Origin of the sequence: Acinetobacter sp. ANC 4805 (assembly GCF_022549495.1) — a bacterium.
Lineage (GTDB): Bacteria > Pseudomonadota > Gammaproteobacteria > Pseudomonadales > Moraxellaceae > Acinetobacter.
Map to the genome: position 1 here is coordinate 1 of NZ_JAKZGD010000006.1, position 22,405 is coordinate 22,405.

The window sequence follows — 22,405 nt, forward strand, 5'->3', positions numbered from 1 at the left end:
AACTAATCGTTTGAATTCCTTATCATTAAATCGTGTTAAATTTTCATATCTCATCTGATCAGTATAAAACATTTCTTACTTTCGCAAGAGATCTAATGATTAAATTTAATAAAATACTGTACATATAAAAAATGTTACAAATTAAATAACAATCATTGTATATTTATTGTATTAGGATACAATTTATAAAAAAGCAACAATCGTGGAATATGGTTGGAACAGGTCATACGAAATAGGATGCATCGAAATGACTATTATGAAGCAACAATACGGAACAAAACTAGAAATCACAACTCATTCTGAATGGTCTCAACATTTTTGGGATCAACTTATCCCTGCAAAAGAGCGAGTGAGTAAACATCCTTTATTCTTGAACATGGCAGATGGCACGCTTAGTCTAGAATGCTTTCGAGCAGCGCTATTAAATTTTTATCCATTAGTCGCTCATTTTCCATCTTATATGGCCGGTGCTTTAGCCAAAGCAACCACTTTTTCTTTAGACGGTGTAACGGAAACGAGAGATTGGCTGATTCAGAATATTAAGGTTGAGGAGCGTCATTTACATTGGTATCAAGATTGGGCTAAAGGTTTTGGTTTAACAACGGAGATGTTAAATGACGTACGTCCACCAGCAGCAATGAATGCTGTCAATCATTTTTTATGGGATGTTAATTTTCGTGGAACTCTTGCAGAAAGTATTGCAGCAACAAATCTAGCGATAGAATGGGCGACAGGTGATTGGAGTATGCATGTCTATAAGGGTATCCAAAGCTATACACAGCATCCTGAAGTTACTATTAATAAACGATCTTTAGCATGGTTAAGAGCTCATGCACATTATGATGATTTACATCCTTATGAAGCAATGGAATTAATCAAAAGATTATGTGATAAAGATCCTATTTTGCAAAGAAAAGCATTTTTAGCAGCGAAAGAGGGTTTGGCATATTATGAACTAGCTTTAGATGAATGCTATAAGTTACAACATAAGAACTAAAACATCAGATAAAACTGCTACTTAGTTGGGGGTGCTAAGTAGCAGTTTTTTTATATAAATATCTATACCTGCAACAAAATTTTCAATAAATAATCTGTATTAGTCCAGATAGGTTGTATACTAACGATCAAATCATCAAACACAAAGTAGGCTTATTTATACAAATATCCTTGCGGTTGATCAACAAAAACAAAGTGCTTAGTAATCAATATCTTACAAATACATAATTACGTATAATGTATATTATGTTAAATAAAATATTATGTAAGCTGTCTACTCACATGTTGCTTGCAATGACTACCTATAAATTCCAATCCTCTCATTTTTCAACTAGCTCAGGTTATAATGATGTCCTCCCAAAATATGGTTAAGCTATTATGAATGCCTCTAATGACCTTTTACACGGCAAAAAACTTGCTGACATTTTGGATGAATTATTGGATTACTACGGTGGCTTTGAAGGCTTAAGTCGTAAAATTGAAATTAGATGTTTTTGCATAGATCCAAGTGTTAAATCATCATTGCGATTCTTGCGTACCACACCATGGGCACGTGAAAAAGTAGAAAACTTATATTTGTATGTCTTACGCCAAAAAGCCAAACAGAAACCCTAGCCTCAGCATTTTAAAAAGACATAAAAGTTAACTTTTTCCAGATTTCCAAACGATTAACTCTATGTCCTCTGTATCTTCTAGCTGGTATAGATAAGCATTAAGCATTGTGAAGTATTTAACTTCATTTCTAAAAACAGACCATTTTGAAGTGGCCTGTTGGATTATTAAAGTTTGATTGTAAAGAATGGAACCAATTGAGCTACAGCTTCATCAACAAAGTTTAGCTTGTCATAGAGAGACATATGGTTGGCCCCAACAACGACATAAAGTTGTTTATCTGTACTCGCTGCCCGATTAATCAAGTCTTCACTCATCCATTTACTTCCAGCGTTACTACCTGCAATCGCAAGTAAAGGCTGAGTAAAAAATGCTTCTGCTTTGTTATAGGCATCATAAGTAATGATTTGGGTTAAACTGCGTGCAGTTGCAAAACCAGGTGCATTTGGATGCTCAGCACGTGGAGTATGGTAGTACTCCCATGCTTCACGTAATTCTTCATTCGGAGCATCTTCTTCTCTTAATGGTGCAAGTGGCATAGTTGCGACTTCTGAACCACTAGCATCGGCTGTACGTGAATCTGTACCTGCCTGAATGTACGGAAGTGCATCTGCATCTTTGACATTGTTTTCCCAACCATTACGGAACATTTGACCAATGTTCACCGCACTGACCATACCCACCGCTTTGATACGATGATCATTGATGGCCGCATTTGCAGTATAACCTGCACCTGCACAAATCCCCATCGCACCGATACGACTATTATCGACATAAGGCAAGGTTGTTAAATAATCAATTACAGCACTCACATCTTCTGTGCGTACATACGGGTTTTCTAACTGACGCGGCATGCCTGTACTAGCACCTTGGTAAGATGCATCATACGCAATCGTTACAAAGCCATGCTCAGCCAACTTCCGTGCATATAAACCAGCGGTTTGCTCTTTAACACCGCCGCCTGGATGGCTCACCACCACTGCAGGATAGGTTTTGCTTTCATCAAAACCTTCAGGGAAATTAATTACTGCTGCAAGTGTAATACCTTGACCATTATGATTTTGGATACTGATTTCTTTTAACATTTTCATATTCCTCTATTGAACTTTTTTGCGTTTCAAGCTGAAAGCTGCTCTTCAAAAAATGGGATTGCTTTTTCCAGTGCTTTAGCAACAGGCTCAGGTTGATCATACAACTCGTAATGGGATGTATTCTCTAAAACAAACAGCTCTTTTTGTTCCGATGCCGCACGACGTACAATCTCATGACCATCTCGATAAGCACCAAATAAGCCCGGTTTGTCACCAATCACCACTAAGATTGGTTGAGTTAATAAAATTTCAGCTAAGTGGAATGCATCCCAGCCTAAAGCGACACTCATTCGCGAGAATAAGGCACTAGTTGCACCATTCGGCTTCTGACCGCGAGCAGTCTTGTAGTATTCCATCGCTTCTAATGGATCAATATCAGTAATTCCGGCTTTTTTACCTTCCTCTACGGAAGGAGGTAATAAATTATTGACTAACAATTCTGTACCACGAGCTTCGGCAGTCCGTTGCTGTGCAATTGCTTCAAGCCCTTTAAGTAATGCCCCACCCGTTCCACCGTAACCTTCACGCATCATACGACCGAAATTAACCCCCGTAATAGAAGTCACAGCCTTAATACGGCGCTCAGTCATTGCTGCATTTAAAACATAGGCACCACCACCACAAACACCTAATGCACCAATCCGATTTTCATCTACAAAATCCTGAGTGACCAAATAATCTACGGCATAACGAATATCTTCGACACGATGATATGGATTTTCAATAAAACGTGGTTCACCACCACTTTCACCCTGAAATGATGCATCAATGACCAGTACAACAAAGCCTGCATCTGCTAAAGCTTGACCATAAATGTTGCCAGAAGTCTGTTCTTTACAGCTACCAATAGGATGAACACTGACAATGGCTGGATACTTTTTACTTTTATCAAAATCATTTGGGAATAAGATATTTGCCGTTGATTCCCATGCTAGGTTTTTATATTTTACAGTTTGCATATTGAGTACCTCACTCGTTAATTATGCGTAATAACAATTCGTTTTAGATTGAATTTCTTTCTATGTATTCAGTATAGGATTATAAAACGTGAGTGAATTGCCTAATTCAACGGATAATTTGCCTATTCTGGCATTTATGATTTATTTTAAAATTAATTATAATTTTCAATACCTTAAAAACAAACTCAATTTCTAATATCGAAATTGGATTGTAAACAGAACAATTCATTCTATTAATTAAGCTAAGAGTAAATTTTGGATATCTTTTTGTGGAGAAGACCCAAATAGACGTGAATATTCACGACTAAATTGTGATGCGCTCTCATAACCAACTAATCCTGCTGCATGACCAACATCAATATGCTGATTTAACATCAGGTGTCTAGCTTCCTGTAAGCGAAGCTGCTTTTGATATTGTAACGGACTCATTCCAGTAATTTTTCGAAAATGCTGTCTGAAAGTTGATGGACTCATAAATACTTGTTCTGCAAGATCATCCATCTGAATCTGTTGAACAAAATTATGCTTTAACCATGATACCGCTTTCTCAATTTTACTACTCACAGAACCAACTTTAATCAGTTGACGTAAATAAATACCATTTGCCCCCGTTAATAAACGAATTGTGATCTCTTGCTGTATGATGGGTGATAATTGCGATAATAAAATAGGTTCATTGAGTAAATTCACCAAACGATTTACCGATTCAATAAGTTCATAATCAATAGATTGAACACCAAAAGAAGGGGGTGTTTTCTCTTGAAAATCTATTTGCCCCATCTGCAAAACCATTTTTCTAATCATCGAGATATCTAATAAAAGCATCAATCCTAGAAAAGGTTTATGCTCTGATGTCCGACGTGTATGGCTAATAACAGGAATATCTATTGTTGTTAGCATAGTTTGACCAGGACTATAAGTAAAAATTTCCTCTCCAATAATCACTTGTTTTTCACCTTGTAAAACAATGCCTAAACCTAAATTGTAAATACAATGTGTTGCACTTGGTTCAGAACGTCGATGCAAGGATAATGCAGAAATTGCCGTACGATGATCACCATCTATTTGAATCAGGCGATCTACAGTCTTTGCCAATGAAGTGATGACATCACTGGTATTTCTATCATACATTTTTATCTCCTTATATCTCATCGACTCAAACTATGGCTGAATAAAACACCCTCTATTTGTTTAACTAAAAACCAACCTTTTGTACTAATTCAACCCAGTTTAGATTCATAATTTGAGCACGATTAAGTAGTATAAAAAATGAGAAAACTTAGAAATTGCCTAAAATGACGAGTTATTTGCCTATTATATTGAATTCATCAAAATTCCATTATGAATTTTGTTTCAAATGCTGAACATCACGTTGAGGTGATGCACCAAACAAACGGCTATATTCTCTACTAAATTGAGAAGCGCTTTCATATCCTACTAAGCTCGCAGCACGTCCAGCATCTACATTTTGATTTAACATCAAATGTCTGGCTTCTTGTAAACGCAATTGCTTTTGATATTGTAATGGACTCATTCCTGTAATTTCTCGGAAATGTTGCCTGAATGTCGATGGGCTCATAAACGCTTTATCTGCCAAATCATCCATTCGAATGGATTGAGTATAGTTATTTTTCAACCAGTTCACGACTTGGTGAATTTTTTGATTTACTGATCCAGTTTTGACGAGTTGACGTAGATAAATACCTTGTGAGCTGTTTAATACTCTAACAATAATCTCTTGTTGAATTAAATGTGCTAGATGAGGAATCAGAGCAGGCTCATCTAATGTTTTGACTAATCTTAATACTGCATCTGTAAGAGGTGCATCGACCCAGTCAACTGAAAATGAATCATGAATATCTTCTACAGATGCAGATACTTTATCAACTGGCATATTTACAACTATTTCATTCACCATTTGAATATCAAACAAAATTAAAACAGCTAAAAATGGCTTATCTGAAGAAGCCTGCACGATATGTGAAGTAGCTGGTAAATCTATCGTCGTTAACATACTTTGACCTTCAAAGCATTGATAGACTTTATTACCAATAACGATTTCTTTTTGCCCTTGTAAAATAATACCTAGGCCTAAATTATAGATACAATGTGTACTTTCAGTGGGACTCATTCTGCTATGGAAAGAAAGCTCAGAGATACTACATACATGATCTCCCTCTATCTCCGCAAAATGTGAAACAACCTGAATGAGTCGCTCCGTATTTTTATTTCTTTTAGCAGTGATGAGTGGCATAAATATTTAAAATCCAATCAGTGACTTAAATTTTGTGAATACATCCTTTCATTTTTGAATGAACTATTCCAGTACTAGGATAAACGCTTATCACTAGCCATTCATACAGCAAATAGATTTTTAGTAGAAAATAAAAAATAAATACAAAAAAATCAAATTCTTAGTTGTTTTATTGTACGAACATTATTTTTGGGGTTTCATATCATCACCTTTCAAGAGCTATTGATGCTCATTATGTTGATAAAAATTCTTAGCTCTACCACTTTTCCAACCTATCTTTTACAGTTTTTTGGAATGCAATATACCTAAGGCTAAGTGTTATGATTAAACCTTGTTTTATGATGTAATTCTCATATGGAAAATATATTCTCTAAAAATACACAAATTAAAGTAGTTTCTACTTTTTCTGAACTTGTGAATTTCAATTTTCAAGGAACAGTAAATGCTATGTGTTGGCATAGAGATTTGGTTGGTGATTTTGAAGAAATCGTGACTAAACTTGAGTTAAAAGAAAATATTACAGAAGTTTCTATTGATGATCTATTGGCATTACAACTTTCAGAAAACGGTCATCTTGCACGGGAAATTATCTTAAAGGATATACAACTATTAAGTAATTTCGGAGCTTCACCTTCGCTTAACTTACTTAAAAATTACGAGCGTGATGACGAACTAGACTTCATTTCAACGGATGTATATTCATATCATATTGATCGCTCACCCATTGAAACAGATACTTTTTTATGTACTTATCATGGTGTTGCAAGTGATATCGCACCCAATGATCAGGTTGAGCAAAAGATTTTAATCCCAGAAATTAGGGAAAAACTCAAAAAATTATATGATGGTCAAGATACTGAATTTGAAACGTTTTTAGAAGAATATTTCTTTGATCTACATTATCAGCCTAAACCCGATATAGAACCTATAAATTTAGGCTTAGGGCATCTTTGGCGATTGGCAGTAGATCACCCAACACAACAAGTTTTGCCCTGTGTGCATAGAGCACCTACTGAAAATGATGGTGAGTATAGACTTTTATTAATTTGTTAGATGTTTATTCATCTTCATGTATTTTGGGTTGCCACTGCCCTTGTTTGAGCAATTGATAAATACCATTCATGTGCGGAGCAAATGCTTGTTCAAATTTTATCATATTTGCAATCATCCATTCGATCATGCTTGGCCATTCAGCTTTGTCATAACCATCAAAAGGTTTTGCGTATTGAATGCGACATGATTTTTTTCCAGGTAAAGGTAACCACTCAAGTGACTGTCCAAATATTTTCTCAATTTGATCTTGATGAGATTTTAGGTATCCAAAAGTAGCATTATTTGCATCAGGTTCTGAACGAGAAATACTAAGTTCGACTCGAGCCTCTTTCTTGCTAAAAATAAGGCTATAAGGTAAAGAACTAACACCTGAGCCTGCACTTAACCAATGATCATCAGATGGGCTAATATTATTATAGAGTTTACATGGACTTTTACGAAAAGCTTCTAATGCCTGTTCCCAGAATTCTCTCCTAAGTTTATGTCTCTGCTTTAGTTGAATATCAACAGTTTTTTCTTCAGCTTCTCTTGCAGCTATGCCGATCATAAATTCTTTAATTTCTGGAGGTGGAATAATTTGTTCAATATTAAGAAACAAATCTGAATTACTACTATAGGGTGTTACTTTAAAGCATTGACATGATAAGTTAAATTGGCTTAGCCAAAGCATAGTATTCGTAACTTCTTTTCTATAGTTGGCTGCCACTAAAATAATTCTTTGACTTGTACTAGTATTGATAAGTTTGGTCTGTAAGTCCTCGATTTCTAAGAACTCAGATAATCGGTCTGAAGCTTTGACGTGGTCATTCGGAAAATATTGGTCAAGATATTTCTGATAAATTTCGATAATGTCATTTTTAGTAAGATTAGAACAATAACCTGCATATTTTAAAGCCTGCCATACAACATCACGCCCAGAATCATCAAGCTTATTTTCAATAATAACTAAATTACCTTCTTTGTCGATCGCCAAGAGATCTAAACGCTCTTTTGTATCATCAAAACCAGCAAATTCCTTTTGAATCATCAATAGTTCTTCTCCAAAAACAGCTGGGGTATTAACCAACCACTCTTGAAGATGATGGCGCTCAGAAAACCCAAGCTCAGAAAAAGTTTTAGTAAGTAGCGGAGAAATTCTATTTTGTTGAGAGTCAATCTTGTACATTTATGGGATAAGCTCGAAATTCATACTGCTAGGGATGATCTTAGATTACCATATCTGTAATACATTTAATCACAATGAAAAAAAAGCCCATATTTAATGAGCTTTTATCACAGGAATCAACCTATTATATTTCAACGTATTCCTTTAAAAAGGAAAAAACACCCGACAATAAGTAACAATACAGCAAAGCATTTTTTTAACATTTGTGGTGATAATGCATGTGCCACTTTAGCACCCAACTTCGCTGTAAAAAAACTCATTGAGCTGATGCCAATAAAGGCATAAATATGTACATAGCCAATACTATTAGGAACATGCACCTGCTCTTTCATACCAAAAAGCATAAAGCCCAACGCACCTGCAATCGCAATCGGTAAACCACATGCTGCTGATGTTCCCACCGCTCTTTGCATTACCACACCATAATGATTGAGATAAGGTACAGTTAGGCTCCCTCCTCCAATCCCAAAAATTGCAGATGCAATGCCAATTCCAGTACCTGCAAATACTTGTTTAGCTGCTGAAGGAAGTACTTTATTCTGATCAACGACCTTTTTTGCACCAGTAAACATCTGATATGCAACCCAAATTACAAAAGCACCAATGATCAGTTGTAAATGTGCTCCTGAAAGTAATCCTGCAATACCTGCACCAAAAAAAGATCCAACAACCAGCCCAGGACTTAGATTTTTGAATACAGGCCAAATCACAGCACCATTTTTATGATGAGCCATTAATGAACTGATAGATGTCACAATAATGGTCGCCAATGATGTCCCTAGAGCCATATGCATGATCACTTCAGATCCGTACCCCATTTGCGTAAAGACCACATATAAAAGTGGTACGATGATGAGTCCACCGCCAACACCAAAGAGCCCAGCAGCAAATCCTGCTGATGCACCTATTGCTAAAAAAATAATTAATTCCACGACATACTTACTTACTTGAGAGTTAATATTAAATACAAAGTTACTTTACGCGATTTCTGCTTCACCGACATGATGATAAGCACGATTGAAATAAACCAAACTATGTTCATTTTGACCTTGTTGAATCGCTACAGTACGACAAATAAAAATTGTATGTGTTCCAACTTCTTGAATTTGTTCAATCTGACAATCAAAACTCACCAAAGCATCATCTAAAACAGGCGCACCTGTTTCTAATTCTGTCCAAGTTCCATATTTAAAGCGTTCTTCTGAACTCATCTTGGATGAAAATACGTTGGAAATATGCTGATGATGTGCACCCAAAACATTGACGGTTAAAATTTCATTTTCTATAAAATGTGCATGTGACCGAGAAGTTTTATTCATACAGACCAGTAATGTCGGCGGTGTATCAGTGACGCTACACACCGCAGATGCAGTAAATCCATGACGACCAGAAGCTCCTGAAGTAGTCACTACATTCACTGCACTTGTCAATAAAGACATTGCATTTCTAAAGTCTGTTGCTTCAATCATCATTTTATTCCTAAATTGAACCTTAGATTTTCTTTAGATTTCGCTCTACCACTCGATCGCGACATTGGCACATCATCTAAATGAGTTCTGAGTAGAACTGATACTTGCTCTGAATCTGACTAAGGGGCACTCGTTTGATCTGGAATTTTAGCCAAACTAAACAAATACCCTTTACATATATATCGCTGAGCAAGTACTAGGCAGAGAGTTCTTTTCGAACAATTTCTGCACCTGCACTTAAAGCATTGAGTTTGCCTCTTGCCACTTCACGAGCCAAAGGTGCCATACCACAGTTAGTCGAAGGATAAAGTTTATCTGCATCAACAAACTGAAGTGCTTTGCGTAGCGTATCCGCGACTTCTTCGGGTGTTTCAACCGTATTGGTTGCCACATCAATCGCACCAACCATGACTTTTTTACCGCGAATCAGTTCAATTAGATCCATCGGCACACGAGAGTTTTGGCATTCCAATGAGATGATATCGAGCTTAGATTTTTGTAGCTTAGGAAAAGCTTCTTCGTATTGACGCCACTCTGAACCCAAAGTTTTTTTCCAATCGGTATTGGCTTTGATGCCATAGCCATAGCAAATATGAACTGCAGTCTCGCATTTAAGACCTTCAAGCGCTCTTTCTAAGGTTGCAACACCCCAATCATTCACTTCATCAAAGAACACATTAAATGCAGGCTCATCAAACTGAATGATGTCGACACCCGCAGCTTCTAATTCAAGTGCTTCTTGGTTCAAAATTTTGGCAAATTCCCAAGCCAGTTTCTCACGGCTTTTATAGTGACCATCATACAATGTATCAATCATAGTCATTGGGCCAGGCAACGCCCACTTGATTGGCTGTGTGGTTTGGCTACGTAAAAACTTGGCATCTTCTACAAATACTGGCTTTTGGCGAGAGACTGCACCGACTACAGATGGAACACTTGCATCATAACGATTACGGATACGCACCGTTTCACGCTTCTCAAAATCCACGCCATCAAGGTGTTCAATAAATGTTGTGACAAAATGTTGGCGTGTTTGCTCACCATCACTGACAATATCAATCCCTGCATGAATTTGTTCTTGCAGAGATAAACGCAAGGCATCTTGCTTCGCTTCGATTAATGCCTCACCCTCTAATTTCCAAGGTGACCAAAGTTTTTCAGGTTCTGCAAGCCATGAAGGTTTCGGTAAGCTGCCAGCCGTTGATGTTGGTAATAAAATTGCCATTTTAAATCTTCTATCTCTATTTCAGGTAAATTAAGCAGCGTTACTGTCTACGGTGTAATTTGCAGCCCATTGCTCAAGGATGTTTTGATAAGGCTTGATAAAGTTTTCTTCCGTCCATTTACCTTGTTTTACTGCGAGCTGACCACGTTCAACACGGTCATAGACGATTCGTGTTAATGAATAATCTGGGTACTCTAGACTTGCTTGATAGACCTGTGCCGCTGATGAATTTGCATTGTAAATTTCAGGACGATAAATCTTCTGGAAAGTCTCCATGGTACTAATCGCACTGATCAGCTCGAAGTCAGTGTAATCACGTAATAAATCACCTGCAAAATAGAATGCTAAAGGTGCAACGCTACCTTTCGGCATGAAGAAGCGAACCTGTAAGCCCATTTTATGGAAATACTCATCGGTACGAGAGTATTGATCTTGTTTATATTCAACACCTAAAACTGGATGCTCATTAACAGTACGCTGATAAGTCCTCGCCGTTGAAACGCTTAAACAAATGACAGGTTGTTGATTAAATTCAGCCTTAAACGTATCTGAATTCACTAAATATTGATAAAGCTTGCCGTGTAAATCACCGAAACCTTCAGGCGCATACGAAGTTGAGTTCTCTTTATTATGTTCTTTCAGCACCACGCTAAAATCGTAGTCACGCACATAAGATGAGAAACTATTACCAATCATGCCCTCAATACGTTGATTAGTATGGTGATCGGTAATTGTGCTTTTCAGCATTTCAATAATTGGAAAAGTTTTACCATTACCTTCAATATCTAAATCCGCAGAAATAATATCAATTTCAAGTGAATAGCGATCACCATTTGGGTTATCTGTTTGTGCTAAAGCATTGAAACGATTATTAATCATTCGAAGCGTATTGCGTAGGTTCTGCTCACGGCTTTCTCCACGCGCCAAGTTGGCAAAATTGGTCGTTAAACGTGTGCTATCTGCTGGTTGATAGTTTTCATCAAAACGAATGCGTTTAATTGAACATGCAAACTCTGTACTCATGATGATTGGTATCCTAATTTTTGCAATAAAATCTAAATTTCTCTATGGAGTGATTTATACCGCAATCATTAGATGAATAAAAATGATTTAATCTAACCTCAAGATGAGTAAAATTCATGTTAAGGTTTTTGTTGTATCCATTGCGAATGAAAGGCAGCAAGCTGAGTCATCAGATTTTATAAATTAAGTCAGTAAAGCCAACATAAATTTCTTGAAAATAAAAGTTTAGATTAGATCTGAGTGTATCTTCAAAAAGGGATAAAAAATGGAATAAAGAGCTAAAAGACAACGCTAGAAAATTGTAATTTCAAAGCACAATTACATTCTAAGTATTTAAATTTAATTCATTATTTTTATTTTAAAATCATATCACTTAATTTTATGTGACATGAAGTATCAAGTACAGCCCCTCCCATCATATGATTATTAGTGCTGTACTTGACTGAATTTATTTACCACATTCAACTAATGCAATTAAAAATTCACAGTCCAAGACAATTGTGCTGTACGTGGTGCACCGAGAAATAAATAATCATCGCCGAAGAAGCTACCGACATCTCGCCAATATTTTTTATTAAACACATTGTCAACATTCAATCTCAGTGTGTTTTCATAGCCATAAGCACGGAAGTTATAGGCTGAACCCAGATTAAATACGGTATAGCTAGGTACTTTCACTGTACCTGATTTATTTGCATATTTACGATCACTATATTGCATACCAGCCAATAAACGTAAACCCTCTACTTGCGGCACTTGGTATGAGATATAACTCGCCAAACGTACAGTTGGTACATTTTGAGTTTGATGACCTTGATATTCAGATGATTGTATATCTTGTAAGCGTGAACGGGTCAGTGCCAAAGTAGATGTCATATCTAGGTTTTGACCTATACGCCCTTGTAGACCAAGTTCTAAGCCGAGGTTATGTTGTTGACCATCCGCCACAAAGTCATTTGCTGTGTTGGTATATTGATTGTCTTGTTTTAAATCAAACAATGCCGCAGTAAAGAGTAAAGCTTGCCATTGCTGTTTAATTCCTAGCTCATACTGAGCCGAATGTTTTGGTGCTAATGTCACAAAAGGATTGTTTGTAAACCACGGTGCTTGTCCGCCGTCACTTAAGCCTTTGGCATAAGACGCATACAGATGAGTCTTTTCCCAAGGCTGATACATCACAGCAAATTGGGGTAAAAAGCGATTAAAGTTGGTATCTCGGATATTATTCGCATTTGCATCATAAGCACTTTCATTCAAATGCAATAATTTACCGCCTACTACAGCAGACCAAGTATTATTGAAGTCAATCTGATCAAGTAAATTGAATGCAGTTTGCTGACTGTTCAAAGATTTGTAATGGTTGCCTAAAGTTGCTTCAGACGGATCATAGTTCACAGTGTCAGTATAAATATTTCCTGTGCCCACTGGTTTATTAATCGCATCATATTGCGCATGTCGTTTATAAGTCTTTGATAATTCCAAACTAAGTTTATGTTGCCATGTGCCAGTACTGAATTGGCCATTTAATCCTGTTTTAAATTGATTGGTCAAATAACTGTCATCAGGACTACGGAAATCATAAATATCATAGTTACCATTTTGGTCAAAAGTATTGCCTAAACCAGTAATCTGACACACGCTGCTATAACAGCCCCATGGGAATGCTGAATAATCATCCACCACAACACGGCTTTGTGAAGCACTTAGATTTGCTGACCAATCTTTATTGATTTGGTAATTATATTTTAAGCCCGTATTTAAACTTTGATTGATGACAGGTTGGCTCCAACTTTGATAGCCAAGTAAACGATCCCATTCCACGCCAGTGGGTACAGTTTTACCATCAAGTAATTGATAACCTGGTACTGAACGCTGGCGTTGACGCTGTGATTCAATATTAAATTCTAGTTTTGAACGATCGGAAATGTGCCAATCTAAAGCCAAAGAGCCAAATAAACGTTTGCCATTAGCATGCTCAACATAAGGATGGATTTCCTCATGCGCTAAATTCATTCGATAACCAAACTGCTGATTAGCTCCTAAAAATCCACCCAAGTCCGTTGCGATACGATTGCCACCATGGCTATCTGCATCAACGGTCATTGAACGGATGTCTTTAGGACGTTTGCTTACATAATTAACCACACCCGCAGGTGTTGACATGCCACTTTGAATGGCACTCATGCCCTTTAAAATTTCGACTTGTTCTTTGTTTTCCAGCCCGACATTTTGTTCACCACGGAGTAAGTTGCCATTGAGCAAGTAGCTTGAACCAAGGTTCAGCGCGAAACCACGCATCATAAAGTTTGAGTAATAGCCAATTGGAGCGTAACCATCACCTACCGCAGCATCATTTTTCACAACATCCGTTAATGTTTTCGCATGTTGATCAGCAATTCGTTCAGCCGTAACTGCATGAATAGATGCAGGAATCTCAGCAATATTTTGTTGCGTAAAACCAGATAAATTCACCTTTGGTTGAAAATATACGCTTTCTGCTGCTTGGGCATTTACTGTGATTGTTTCTAATCGGGATACCTTATTTTCATCTTCAGCATGTACCAATACTGAGCTTAGCCCTAGGCATGAAAATGAACCAACCGCCAGTAACGCTTTGTGTAAACGAGAAAATGTAAATGGATATGTTTTCACAGTAATTGCCTAACCCCAAAAGATAATCTTATAGCCTAAATTTTCGGGCATGAGTATTCACAATTTTCTATGATTGAACAAGTACGTTTTCCACCATCTATCTAATATTTTTAAATGCTCTGTATACCGTAGGTAGAGACAGAGCATATGATCAAAATGTTTTTAAATCACTCTCTTTGAAAAATTAATGATTTAATAAACGCTCAATAATTGCTTGAGCCGTTGGGCGAGCAGAAAATGGATTTTGACCTGTAATCAAATTGCCATCTCGAACCACATAGGGTGCAAATGGAATGAATTTTTTAGAATAGATCGCCCCATGTTGTTTCGCTAACTGCTCAGCATTATAAGGTACTCTTTTTGCTACACCTGCTAAGATCTCTTCGCTCCATGCAAAACCAGTTATTTTTTTATCTTTTATCAGATATTGCCCATCTGAAAGCCGAACATTAAGCAGCCCACAATAACCATGACAAACACTGGAAACAATGCCACCTTTCTCATAAATTTTTCTAGTCATTTCTTGGAGTTCGGTATTATTCAAAAAATCCCACATCACGCCGTGCCCACCCGTGTAGTAAATCACATCATAATCTTTCCAATTGATTTCAGATGGCTTTTTAGTATTTTCGAGCAGTTGCATAAATGCGGCATCATTCTTGCGCTTCAATACCGATTGATCAGCAACGAAACGCCCTAATGATTTTGGTTCAAGTGGCGACTTTCCTCCCTGTGGGCTGACGATATCTTGAATATAGTTTTGCTTCTCAAATTCATCATATGCATGGGTCAGTTCACCTAACCATAGACCTGTAGGTTGATCAATTCCTTCATATTCAGATACATTGGTGACAATATGTAATATACGTTTAGACATGCTTTACCTCTGCTTTAGCTTTATTTTTAATCTTGCTTTTGCATCACTATAAGTCTAAAGTTAACTTCAATGTCAAGAGGAAATCAGTAAAATGAATATTAGCGAATTATCAAAACATAGTGGTTTAACTACACCGACGATTCGTTATTATGAACAAATCAAACTGTTACCTAAGGCAAAACGTAAATCGAATGGCTATAGAGAATATAGCGAAGACGACCTTAAACAGCTTTTTCTGATTCAACAAGCACAACAAGTCGGCTTTTCACTCGCAGAAATTAAAGCCTTTTTACCATCAAATGTAACGAATTGGGATCATGACACGCTTATTGGAATTTTAGAAAACAAAATCAAAGACATTGAAGAATTAGAACAGAAATTAGCAGTCAGTAAGCAAAACCTACGAATGATGATTTTTGCGATCAACAATAAACCTGATGAAATCACTTGTGCGGAAAATGCCAAGCGATTGCTTAATCTATATTATGAAAATGATAAGAATTAATACGTTATTAAGTTTAGTTATAAAGCAGTTAAATAAATTGGCGTAAAATATCAAGTGATATGGCGGTTTCCATCAAGATCATACATTAGCTTTGCTTAAAAATAGCGCTACGACCCATCATTAGGAAATAGCGATGAGCAGCAAAAATAGTGAAAGATCACAACCAAGTGATATTCACTTCAATTCTGGTGATCTGAAATGTAGTGCATATCTATATCGTCCAGATCAGAAATCACCATCCCCAATTATCGTCATGGCTCATGGGCTTGGTGGTACTCGGAAAATGCGTCTAACTGCTTTTGCCGAACGTTTTGTTACAGCAGGATACGCCTGTCTTGTTTTTGATTATCGGCATTTTGGGGACAGTGAAGGTCAACCAAGACAACTTTTAGACATTAACCGCCAACTGGAAGACTGGAAAGCTGCGATAGCTTATGCACGTCAATTGTCAGGAATAGATCATTCAAAAATTATTCTGTGGGGTTCATCCTTTTCTGGAGGACATGTTCTAGCTACGGCTGCCCAAGATGCAAATATTCGTGCCGTGATTTCTCAATGTCCATTCACAGATGGACTTTCGTCAAGTCTAGTCATGGATCCAGTGACTTCGTTAAAACTCACGACTTTGGCATTGCGTGATCGCATAAGTGCTGTACTGGGAAATGAACCAGTTATGGTGCCTTTGTCCGCAACGCCTGGTAATACAGCGCTCATGAATGCAGCGGATGCTCACTCAGGTTCACTCGAATTAACTAAATATGATCCTGATTATAAAAACTACGTTGCAGCCCGCTTTGCCTTTGACATCATTCGTTACTATCCCGGACGTCAAGCCAAGAAAATAAAAGCCCCTGTATTATATTGTGTTTGTGAAACCGACAGTGTTGCCCCCTCAAAAGCAACTTTGCGTTATGCCAATCAAACCCCTCAAAAAGAAATTAAACGCTATCACTATGGTCATTTCGAAATTTATATCGGTGATGCATTTGAGCATGTAGTGAATGATCAAATTAATTTTCTAAAACGAACAGTTGCTATCTAATCGAGTAAAAATCATGAATAAATATCAATTAAAAGATAAAGTTGTCGTCATTACTGGTTCAACAGGTGGCTTAGGTCAAGCAACAGCACAGGCATTACGCGATAAAGGTGCTAAGTTAGCGTTACTAGATTTAGATTTAAATAAAGTTACCCAGCAAGCAAATGACTTAGGTGGAAGTAGTAACGCAATCGGATGGCAAGCAGATGTTTGCTCTTTAGAAAGTTTGGAAAATGCGATGGCAAGTGCGGCAAAGCATTTTGGCAAAATTGATGTCGTGATTGCCAATGCTGGCGTTGGTAATCCAGCATCACTGGAACATATGGCACCTGAAACCTTTGAGCGAACAATTGATATTAATTTAACAGGTGTATTTCGTACTTTCCGTTCTGCGCTGCCTTATGTAAAAGAAACTCAAGGCTATTTATTGGCAATTTCGTCCTTGGCAGCATTTGTACACTCCCCTCTAAACACGCATTACACTTCAAGCAAAGCAGGTGTTTGGGCATTATGCGATAGCCTACGTTTGGAACTTAAACATTTGAATATTGACGTGGGTAGTTTTCACCCCACCTTCTTCCAAACACCGATGATGGATGCAGTGCAATCAGATCCAGCAGGCAAAGCAGTTTGGAATGGTAATACAGGCATCTGGAAATATGTAGCGATTGAAACTGTGGTCTCAGAACTGGTTGAAAGTATTGAGAAGCGTAAAGATATTGTGATTGTACCTAAAAGTAATAAATTCGTTGCCAATGCTCCGGGATTGTTTCGTAACATTATTGAACTAATAGGATTCAATCAAAAACAACTGAAACAAACGATGCAACTGGCAGCAAAGCATGATTAAAATCAGATCAATTGATTAAATTTATATTTAAAGATTCTCGTTCTTGCTGCGGTGTTTTACCCGACCATTCTTTATAGGCTCGGGTAAAAGCACTATGTTCGGAATACCCAAGTAACAGAGCAATATCTATAATTTGCAGTCTCGGGTCTATTAAATAAGATTTTGCTAATTCATAACGAACTAGATTTAATTCTTTGCGAAAACTTGTCCCCACTTCAATTAATCGTCTTTGTAAGGTTCGACGTGACAAATGCAATCTTTCAGCAAGCTGATCAATCTCTGGTTCACCTTGATGCAGTAAATAGGCAATTTGCTTACGAACTTGCTCTATAATTTCTTCGACTTGGGGTAAGCGTGCAAGCTGTTGATCAGCATGTTTGTCCAGCAATGTCATCAAAGCTGTATCAGGGCTTTTTAAAGGTAAACTCAACATTTCTAATCCGAATCGAATCAGCGGAACCTGTTGTTCGAAAAGAACAGGACAACCAAAGTATTCTTCATAAGGTCTAATATCTTCAGGTCGTTCATGAATAAAATGAACCGCTTGTAAACTATCCTTACCGCGAATCAGGCTTCGACCAAACTGCACCATCACCGTTCGACCAGTTTCATCAACTAAACCACCTGTCTCATATTCACCAGTATCCCAAGTCAATTCTACACATTCACCAAGTAGCTGAATATTTGCAGGGATAACATCAAAAATAAGCCGTTGATAACGCTCAAAACGTTGTATTACAGTCAAGAAATTATCACAGGCAGAAAGTACTGCCCCAATGATTCCAAGATGTCTCGCAGTAATGGTTTGTCCCACATGTAAGCCAATCAACGGATCATTCAAATAATCTTTAGCAATTTGTAATAAGTTTTCCCAATGTTCAATCGCAACACCACCGAGACCATTTGTCTCTGGAACTGGCCAAGGTTCACCCAATACTTTTTCTGGGTCATGCCCCAATGTTTCCATATATTCAAATAATAATTGAACATAGGTCTCTGGGATCATTCTTCGATGTAATGGTTTAGCCAATCCTTAGATCTCATTGTTATTTTAGTGGCGTAAAGTATCAAATAGATCGCTTAAAACTGTCAAGATAATTACTATAGCACTTGATATTTTTGAACTTATTATAAACTTTGAAAATTTACGATGATTCATTTTTTAGGATTTAAAATCTAATAATGATTTGCTGCACAAACAGCTTGACCTTAAACCTCACTTTAAGCATAGCATTGGACTCAGGTAATTCATGAGGAACCTGTCATGTTCAAAGCTTGGAATATTCGCAAAGGGTTAATTCCTATTTTTACAGTTGTTTTTGCAAGTAATTATGCATATTCATCTGAAACAGCGTCTCAACTTCACCAGACAAAACAGAATGGAAAAATTCTGGTGGTGATGACCAATCATACGACTTATCCAACACGAACAGATAAAACAGGATTATGGTTCACTGAACTCACCCATTTTTATGATGTTGCCGAGGCTGCTGGCTATGACATGGATTTTGTCAGTCCACAAGGTGGTGCTGTTCCTTTGGATGAACATAGTTTGAAATCTATTTATTTAGATCGTGCCGCTAAAGCTCACTTAGCCGATCCTCAATTTATGCAACGCCTGAAAACAACATTGGCACCAAATAAAATTGAGCCGAAACATTATAAGGCAATTTATTATACGGGTGGTCATGGCACGATGTGGGACTTTCCCAACAACAAAGAGCTGAAAAATATTAGTGAGAATATTTATCAACAAGGTGGGATTGTTTCCGCGGTTTGTCATGGGGTTGGTGGTTTATTGCCATTACAAGATGAACAAGGCAAACCTCTGATTGCAGGTAAAACAGTAACAGGTTTCGCCAATATTGAAGAAACACTTTCAGGAATCAAATCCCAAGTCCCTTTTTCCTTGCAAAATGAATTAATTGATCATGGTGCAAAATATAAACGTGCTTTCCTCCCTTTTAATTCTTATGTCATTTCAGATGATCGAATCATTACTGGACAAAATCCTCAATCGAGTAAAGCTATTGCTGAAGCAGTCGTGAAAAAATTAAAAAGTTTAAATTAAGTTTTCATATTGATATTTAAAAACCAGATTCACGAAATCTGGTTTTTGTGATTAGTTGTATCCAATTTTTTAAATTTTAATTTTTCTCATTATTTATGAAAATAAGCTTGACCTTAAACCTTACTTTAATCTTAGCATTTAAGTGAGATCTATAGGAGTCATATGATTATGTTTAATCTTATTCATTTAAACCGTTCCATTACTGCAATATCAATCAGCCTATTTTTAGGCATTTCCACCCAAGCAGCAGAAAATAATTTAACCACTGGCACGGTCGAACAAACTATGAGCAATAATGCGCAACCCACTACAGTCGTCGAATTTGGCCCATATAAAGTCAATGTACCCAAAGGTGGTTATTATGATCGTTTTCGGATGAATCCTAATTTAGATGAAGTTGCAAAAGACCCAGCGGCTGGAAATATTGATTTCTTTCGCGCCATTCCGAAAAAACTGGTTGAAACACGTGTAGGTAAAGTTTGGTCTCCAAATTTTTATTACCGTACCAGTAATGTGCAGCTTTTGATGTTAGCACCTGTTTCTAAATTGAAAGCAAAACTACCATCCCCACTTGAACCTTTACAACCTTTTCCAGGCTATGGTTTAGTTTCGCTGACTTTCTTCTCATATGTGGTTGGCGATGTTGATCCCTATGATGAAGTCTCTGTCGCAGTGGTTGTTCGTCAACCCAAAGCTCATTACTTTCATTCAACTGAATTATTAAGCTCAATGAGAAAGCATAATTATTATGGTTATGTACTTGCCTTACCCGTGGATACAGAGATTGCACGTGTGCGTGGTGTGTATGGGTATCAGTTGCCAAAATGGTTGACGCCAATAGACATGAAAATTGATCATCAACAGGTTCAGGCTCATATCTATAATACAGATGGAAAACCTGATCTCAGTTTAACTGCACCAATACCAACCATTAAGAACGTCAAACCTCAATCTCGCATTGAAACCAAGACGATGTTTAATCAAGTCGATGGTGAATGGCATCAAACTTCTGTGCAATCAAATACATTGGCTTTTGGTCAAAAGTTATTTCCTAAAAATGTCGAGCTGGTTCGTAGTGGTGGTCCTCTGAGCAAATTGCTAGATGATCTAGGTGCAAACAAAGTACTGCGTTTAGATGTCGTAAAAGATGCCCAATTGGCATTGAATATGCCTATTCCGATGCCATCCTTAGATAAAATAAAAAGATAAGACTAAAAAATAAATTCTTCACGAAAGACATTCTCATCTGAGAATGTCTTTTATATTAATAATAAATATTTACCTTAAACTTTAAGAATTATTACTTTATGATTTTCATCATGGTTAGACTGAATTAAATCAAATTACTAAATACAAAAATTATATAAAAAATAAAATTTATATATGAATATCCCTATGATTTCATATTTTAAATTAATCTTAAAAATGTAATAGAAAAACCAGAATCATATTTAGAATATGTTTCTGGCTGTGAAATTAAATAACTTCATTTAAGTAATAATCAATGCACCTGAACCTTTGATTTGGGTTACGAGTTGATAACCCATTAATTTGGCTGGCGTATATGTTCCACCTTTCACTTTTTGTTCAAGTAAATAACGAACTACCGTCAGCGCACCATTCACCGTTAAGCTATAAGCATTTTCAGTTTGAATTCGTGCTGTTTTAATCTGCCCTTGAGCATTTGTAGCTTCACCCCATACATAGGTTGGTAGCTTGGCGCGTAATTCCTCGTTTGGTCCAACGACTGATTTTCCAATCATGGATTTCATCATTTTTTGCACAGCTTGGAGCTTTAATACTGGACGTAAGCAGTTCAACACTTTTGCACCAAAAATTACTTTTGAGGAAGCAGGTACAAACACCTCAATATTAGCAATTCCTGTCGTATAAAATGCCGTAGCCACATCGCCCCAAGGTACACTCATCGCACTCTTTTGACCATCACCAAAATCAATATGGCGAACATGGTGTGCTAAAGGAACAGTAATAATTTTTCCATTTTTACGGATTTTTCCACCATCCGCCATGCCTTCAGTACTGGTTTTTGCAGTTCCGGGAGAAAGCCCCGTTTTGGAGTCAAAGCCTAATGCCAAATGTGTTGCATCAGGTAAAGCCTCTTTCAGCGCAGCTGCGACACAATCTGTTGGAATAACATCAAATCCAACACCAGGACATAGAACAATATCTGCTTGTTGTGCTTGAATATTTAAGGACTGTGCCAATTCAAAAACAGGAATCTCGCCAGTAATATCTAAATAATGTGCGCCTGCCTTTATACATGCCTGCATCATCGGCTTTGACGTTGATGAAAAAGGCCCAGCACAATGCATAACTAGATGCAGACCTTCTAATTGTTCGCTGATCTGAATAACTTCATCTAGTCCAAAGGCACGAAATTCAAGACCAAGTTCCTGAGCTAATTCAGCCACTTTCGTTGGATTACGTCCTGCCAAAATGGGTTTTAGCCCTTGTCGCACAGCCTCACGAGCAATTAATTCACCCGTGTAACCATTTGCGCCGTATACCATCCAATTTAAATTATTTGTATTTTTCATTCTAAG

21 protein-coding genes are annotated in these 22,405 nt (G+C 37.1%); 8 read left to right on the top strand and 13 right to left on the bottom strand.

Annotated features, from left to right (window positions below):
- Positions 1–247 precede the first annotated feature (247 nt).
- On the top strand, positions 248–997 hold the full coding sequence (locus tag MMP60_RS09185) for an iron-containing redox enzyme family protein (protein WP_241335985.1): 750 nt from the start codon (positions 248–250) through the stop codon (positions 995–997).
- Between the two features lie 377 nt (positions 998–1,374).
- Positions 1,375–1,611, top strand: coding sequence for a VF530 family protein (locus MMP60_RS09190; RefSeq protein WP_241335986.1), 237 nt, complete (start codon positions 1,375–1,377; stop codon positions 1,609–1,611).
- 164 nt (positions 1,612–1,775) lie between these two features.
- Here MMP60_RS09190 and MMP60_RS09195 read toward each other — a convergent pair whose 3' ends face one another.
- From MMP60_RS09195 to MMP60_RS09210, 4 genes are all read right to left on the bottom strand, one after another.
- The gene (locus tag MMP60_RS09195) at positions 1,776–2,693 is read right to left on the bottom strand and encodes an alpha/beta hydrolase (RefSeq protein WP_241335987.1); all 918 of its coding nucleotides are present in this window, start codon (positions 2,691–2,693) and stop codon (positions 1,776–1,778) included.
- Positions 2,694–2,725: 32 nt separating this feature from the next.
- A complete protein-coding gene (locus MMP60_RS09200; protein ID WP_241335988.1) occupies positions 2,726–3,658 on the bottom strand; it encodes an alpha/beta hydrolase in 933 nt (310 codons plus the stop codon).
- Between the two features lie 237 nt (positions 3,659–3,895).
- Positions 3,896–4,789 carry an AraC family transcriptional regulator gene (locus MMP60_RS09205; RefSeq protein ID WP_241335989.1) on the bottom strand — a complete coding sequence of 298 codons (894 nt, stop codon included), beginning with the start codon at positions 4,787–4,789 and terminating at the stop codon, positions 3,896–3,898.
- A gap of 208 nt (positions 4,790–4,997) precedes the next feature.
- The gene (locus tag MMP60_RS09210; protein ID WP_241335990.1) at positions 4,998–5,912 is read right to left on the bottom strand and encodes an AraC family transcriptional regulator; all 915 of its coding nucleotides are present in this window, start codon (positions 5,910–5,912) and stop codon (positions 4,998–5,000) included.
- Positions 5,913–6,266: 354 nt separating this feature from the next.
- Here MMP60_RS09210 and MMP60_RS09215 point away from each other — a divergent pair, with 354 nt between their 5' ends.
- Complete coding sequence (locus tag MMP60_RS09215; protein WP_241335991.1) at positions 6,267–6,965, top strand: DUF1826 domain-containing protein; 699 nt, start codon at positions 6,267–6,269, stop codon at positions 6,963–6,965.
- A gap of 4 nt (positions 6,966–6,969) precedes the next feature.
- Here MMP60_RS09215 and MMP60_RS09220 read toward each other — a convergent pair whose 3' ends face one another.
- The 7 genes from MMP60_RS09220 to MMP60_RS09250 form a co-directional block, all read right to left on the bottom strand.
- Positions 6,970–8,130, bottom strand: coding sequence for a DUF4268 domain-containing protein (locus MMP60_RS09220; protein WP_241335992.1), 1,161 nt, complete (start codon positions 8,128–8,130; stop codon positions 6,970–6,972).
- A 131-nt stretch (positions 8,131–8,261) separates the two neighbouring features.
- Positions 8,262–9,062, bottom strand: coding sequence for a sulfite exporter TauE/SafE family protein (locus MMP60_RS09225; protein ID WP_241335993.1), 801 nt, complete (start codon positions 9,060–9,062; stop codon positions 8,262–8,264).
- A 45-nt stretch (positions 9,063–9,107) separates the two neighbouring features.
- The gene (locus MMP60_RS09230) at positions 9,108–9,599 is read right to left on the bottom strand and encodes a flavin reductase (protein WP_018679326.1); all 492 of its coding nucleotides are present in this window, start codon (positions 9,597–9,599) and stop codon (positions 9,108–9,110) included.
- Between the two features lie 196 nt (positions 9,600–9,795).
- Positions 9,796–10,824 carry a methionine synthase gene (locus MMP60_RS09235; RefSeq protein ID WP_241335994.1) on the bottom strand — a complete coding sequence of 343 codons (1,029 nt, stop codon included), beginning with the start codon at positions 10,822–10,824 and terminating at the stop codon, positions 9,796–9,798.
- Positions 10,825–10,854: 30 nt separating this feature from the next.
- Entirely contained in the window at positions 10,855–11,847 is a 993-nt protein-coding gene (locus MMP60_RS09240; protein WP_241335995.1) for a DUF1852 domain-containing protein, read from the bottom strand.
- A 474-nt stretch (positions 11,848–12,321) separates the two neighbouring features.
- Entirely contained in the window at positions 12,322–14,499 is a 2,178-nt protein-coding gene (locus MMP60_RS09245) for a TonB-dependent siderophore receptor (protein ID WP_241335996.1), read from the bottom strand.
- A 184-nt stretch (positions 14,500–14,683) separates the two neighbouring features.
- A complete protein-coding gene (locus MMP60_RS09250; protein ID WP_241335997.1) occupies positions 14,684–15,376 on the bottom strand; it encodes a type 1 glutamine amidotransferase domain-containing protein in 693 nt (230 codons plus the stop codon).
- Positions 15,377–15,467: 91 nt separating this feature from the next.
- On the opposite strand from MMP60_RS09250, the gene MMP60_RS09255 reads away from it, so the two are divergent.
- The 3 genes from MMP60_RS09255 (at position 15,468) to MMP60_RS09265 (ending at position 17,770) form a co-directional block, all read left to right on the top strand.
- The gene (locus MMP60_RS09255; protein WP_241335998.1) at positions 15,468–15,881 is read left to right on the top strand and encodes a MerR family transcriptional regulator; all 414 of its coding nucleotides are present in this window, start codon (positions 15,468–15,470) and stop codon (positions 15,879–15,881) included.
- Positions 15,882–16,014: 133 nt separating this feature from the next.
- Entirely contained in the window at positions 16,015–16,923 is a 909-nt protein-coding gene (locus MMP60_RS09260; RefSeq protein WP_241335999.1) for an alpha/beta fold hydrolase, read from the top strand.
- Between the two features lie 13 nt (positions 16,924–16,936).
- Complete coding sequence (locus tag MMP60_RS09265) at positions 16,937–17,770, top strand: SDR family NAD(P)-dependent oxidoreductase (RefSeq protein ID WP_241336000.1); 834 nt, start codon at positions 16,937–16,939, stop codon at positions 17,768–17,770.
- 7 nt (positions 17,771–17,777) lie between these two features.
- On the opposite strand, the gene MMP60_RS09270 is transcribed toward MMP60_RS09265, so the two are convergent.
- Positions 17,778–18,776 carry an AraC family transcriptional regulator gene (locus MMP60_RS09270; protein ID WP_241336213.1) on the bottom strand — a complete coding sequence of 333 codons (999 nt, stop codon included), beginning with the start codon at positions 18,774–18,776 and terminating at the stop codon, positions 17,778–17,780.
- A gap of 258 nt (positions 18,777–19,034) precedes the next feature.
- Here MMP60_RS09270 and MMP60_RS09275 point away from each other — a divergent pair, with 258 nt between their 5' ends.
- Both MMP60_RS09275 and MMP60_RS09280 read left to right on the top strand, forming a co-directional pair.
- Complete coding sequence (locus tag MMP60_RS09275) at positions 19,035–19,841, top strand: type 1 glutamine amidotransferase domain-containing protein (RefSeq protein WP_241336001.1); 807 nt, start codon at positions 19,035–19,037, stop codon at positions 19,839–19,841.
- A gap of 168 nt (positions 19,842–20,009) precedes the next feature.
- Positions 20,010–21,050: an acetoacetate decarboxylase family protein gene (locus MMP60_RS09280; protein WP_241336002.1), complete on the top strand. Its 1,041-nt coding sequence runs from the start codon at positions 20,010–20,012 to the stop codon at positions 21,048–21,050.
- Positions 21,051–21,331: 281 nt separating this feature from the next.
- Here the strand turns inward: MMP60_RS09280 and MMP60_RS09285 are convergent, their stop codons facing one another.
- The gene (locus MMP60_RS09285; protein ID WP_241336003.1) at positions 21,332–22,399 is read right to left on the bottom strand and encodes a saccharopine dehydrogenase NADP-binding domain-containing protein; all 1,068 of its coding nucleotides are present in this window, start codon (positions 22,397–22,399) and stop codon (positions 21,332–21,334) included.
- Positions 22,400–22,405: the final 6 nt, after the last annotated feature.

Coding starts and splice junctions, on each gene's coding strand:
- MMP60_RS09185 (WP_241335985.1), top strand. CDS start 248: ATGACTATTATGAAGCAACAATACGGAACAAAACTAGAAATCACAACT.
- MMP60_RS09190 (WP_241335986.1), top strand. CDS start 1,375: ATGAATGCCTCTAATGACCTTTTACACGGCAAAAAACTTGCTGACATT.
- MMP60_RS09195 (WP_241335987.1), bottom strand. CDS start 2,693: ATGTTAAAAGAAATCAGTATCCAAAATCATAATGGTCAAGGTATTACA.
- MMP60_RS09200 (WP_241335988.1), bottom strand. CDS start 3,658: ATGCAAACTGTAAAATATAAAAACCTAGCATGGGAATCAACGGCAAAT.
- MMP60_RS09205 (WP_241335989.1), bottom strand. CDS start 4,789: ATGTATGATAGAAATACCAGTGATGTCATCACTTCATTGGCAAAGACT.
- MMP60_RS09210 (WP_241335990.1), bottom strand. CDS start 5,912: ATGCCACTCATCACTGCTAAAAGAAATAAAAATACGGAGCGACTCATT.
- MMP60_RS09215 (WP_241335991.1), top strand. CDS start 6,267: ATGGAAAATATATTCTCTAAAAATACACAAATTAAAGTAGTTTCTACT.
- MMP60_RS09220 (WP_241335992.1), bottom strand. CDS start 8,130: ATGTACAAGATTGACTCTCAACAAAATAGAATTTCTCCGCTACTTACT.
- MMP60_RS09230 (WP_018679326.1), bottom strand. CDS start 9,599: ATGATTGAAGCAACAGACTTTAGAAATGCAATGTCTTTATTGACAAGT.
- MMP60_RS09235 (WP_241335994.1), bottom strand. CDS start 10,824: ATGGCAATTTTATTACCAACATCAACGGCTGGCAGCTTACCGAAACCT.
- MMP60_RS09240 (WP_241335995.1), bottom strand. CDS start 11,847: ATGAGTACAGAGTTTGCATGTTCAATTAAACGCATTCGTTTTGATGAA.
- MMP60_RS09250 (WP_241335997.1), bottom strand. CDS start 15,376: ATGTCTAAACGTATATTACATATTGTCACCAATGTATCTGAATATGAA.
- MMP60_RS09255 (WP_241335998.1), top strand. CDS start 15,468: ATGAATATTAGCGAATTATCAAAACATAGTGGTTTAACTACACCGACG.
- MMP60_RS09260 (WP_241335999.1), top strand. CDS start 16,015: ATGAGCAGCAAAAATAGTGAAAGATCACAACCAAGTGATATTCACTTC.
- MMP60_RS09265 (WP_241336000.1), top strand. CDS start 16,937: ATGAATAAATATCAATTAAAAGATAAAGTTGTCGTCATTACTGGTTCA.
- MMP60_RS09270 (WP_241336213.1), bottom strand. CDS start 18,776: ATGATCCCAGAGACCTATGTTCAATTATTATTTGAATATATGGAAACA.
- MMP60_RS09275 (WP_241336001.1), top strand. CDS start 19,035: ATGTTCAAAGCTTGGAATATTCGCAAAGGGTTAATTCCTATTTTTACA.
- MMP60_RS09280 (WP_241336002.1), top strand. CDS start 20,010: ATGTTTAATCTTATTCATTTAAACCGTTCCATTACTGCAATATCAATC.
- MMP60_RS09285 (WP_241336003.1), bottom strand. CDS start 22,399: ATGAAAAATACAAATAATTTAAATTGGATGGTATACGGCGCAAATGGT.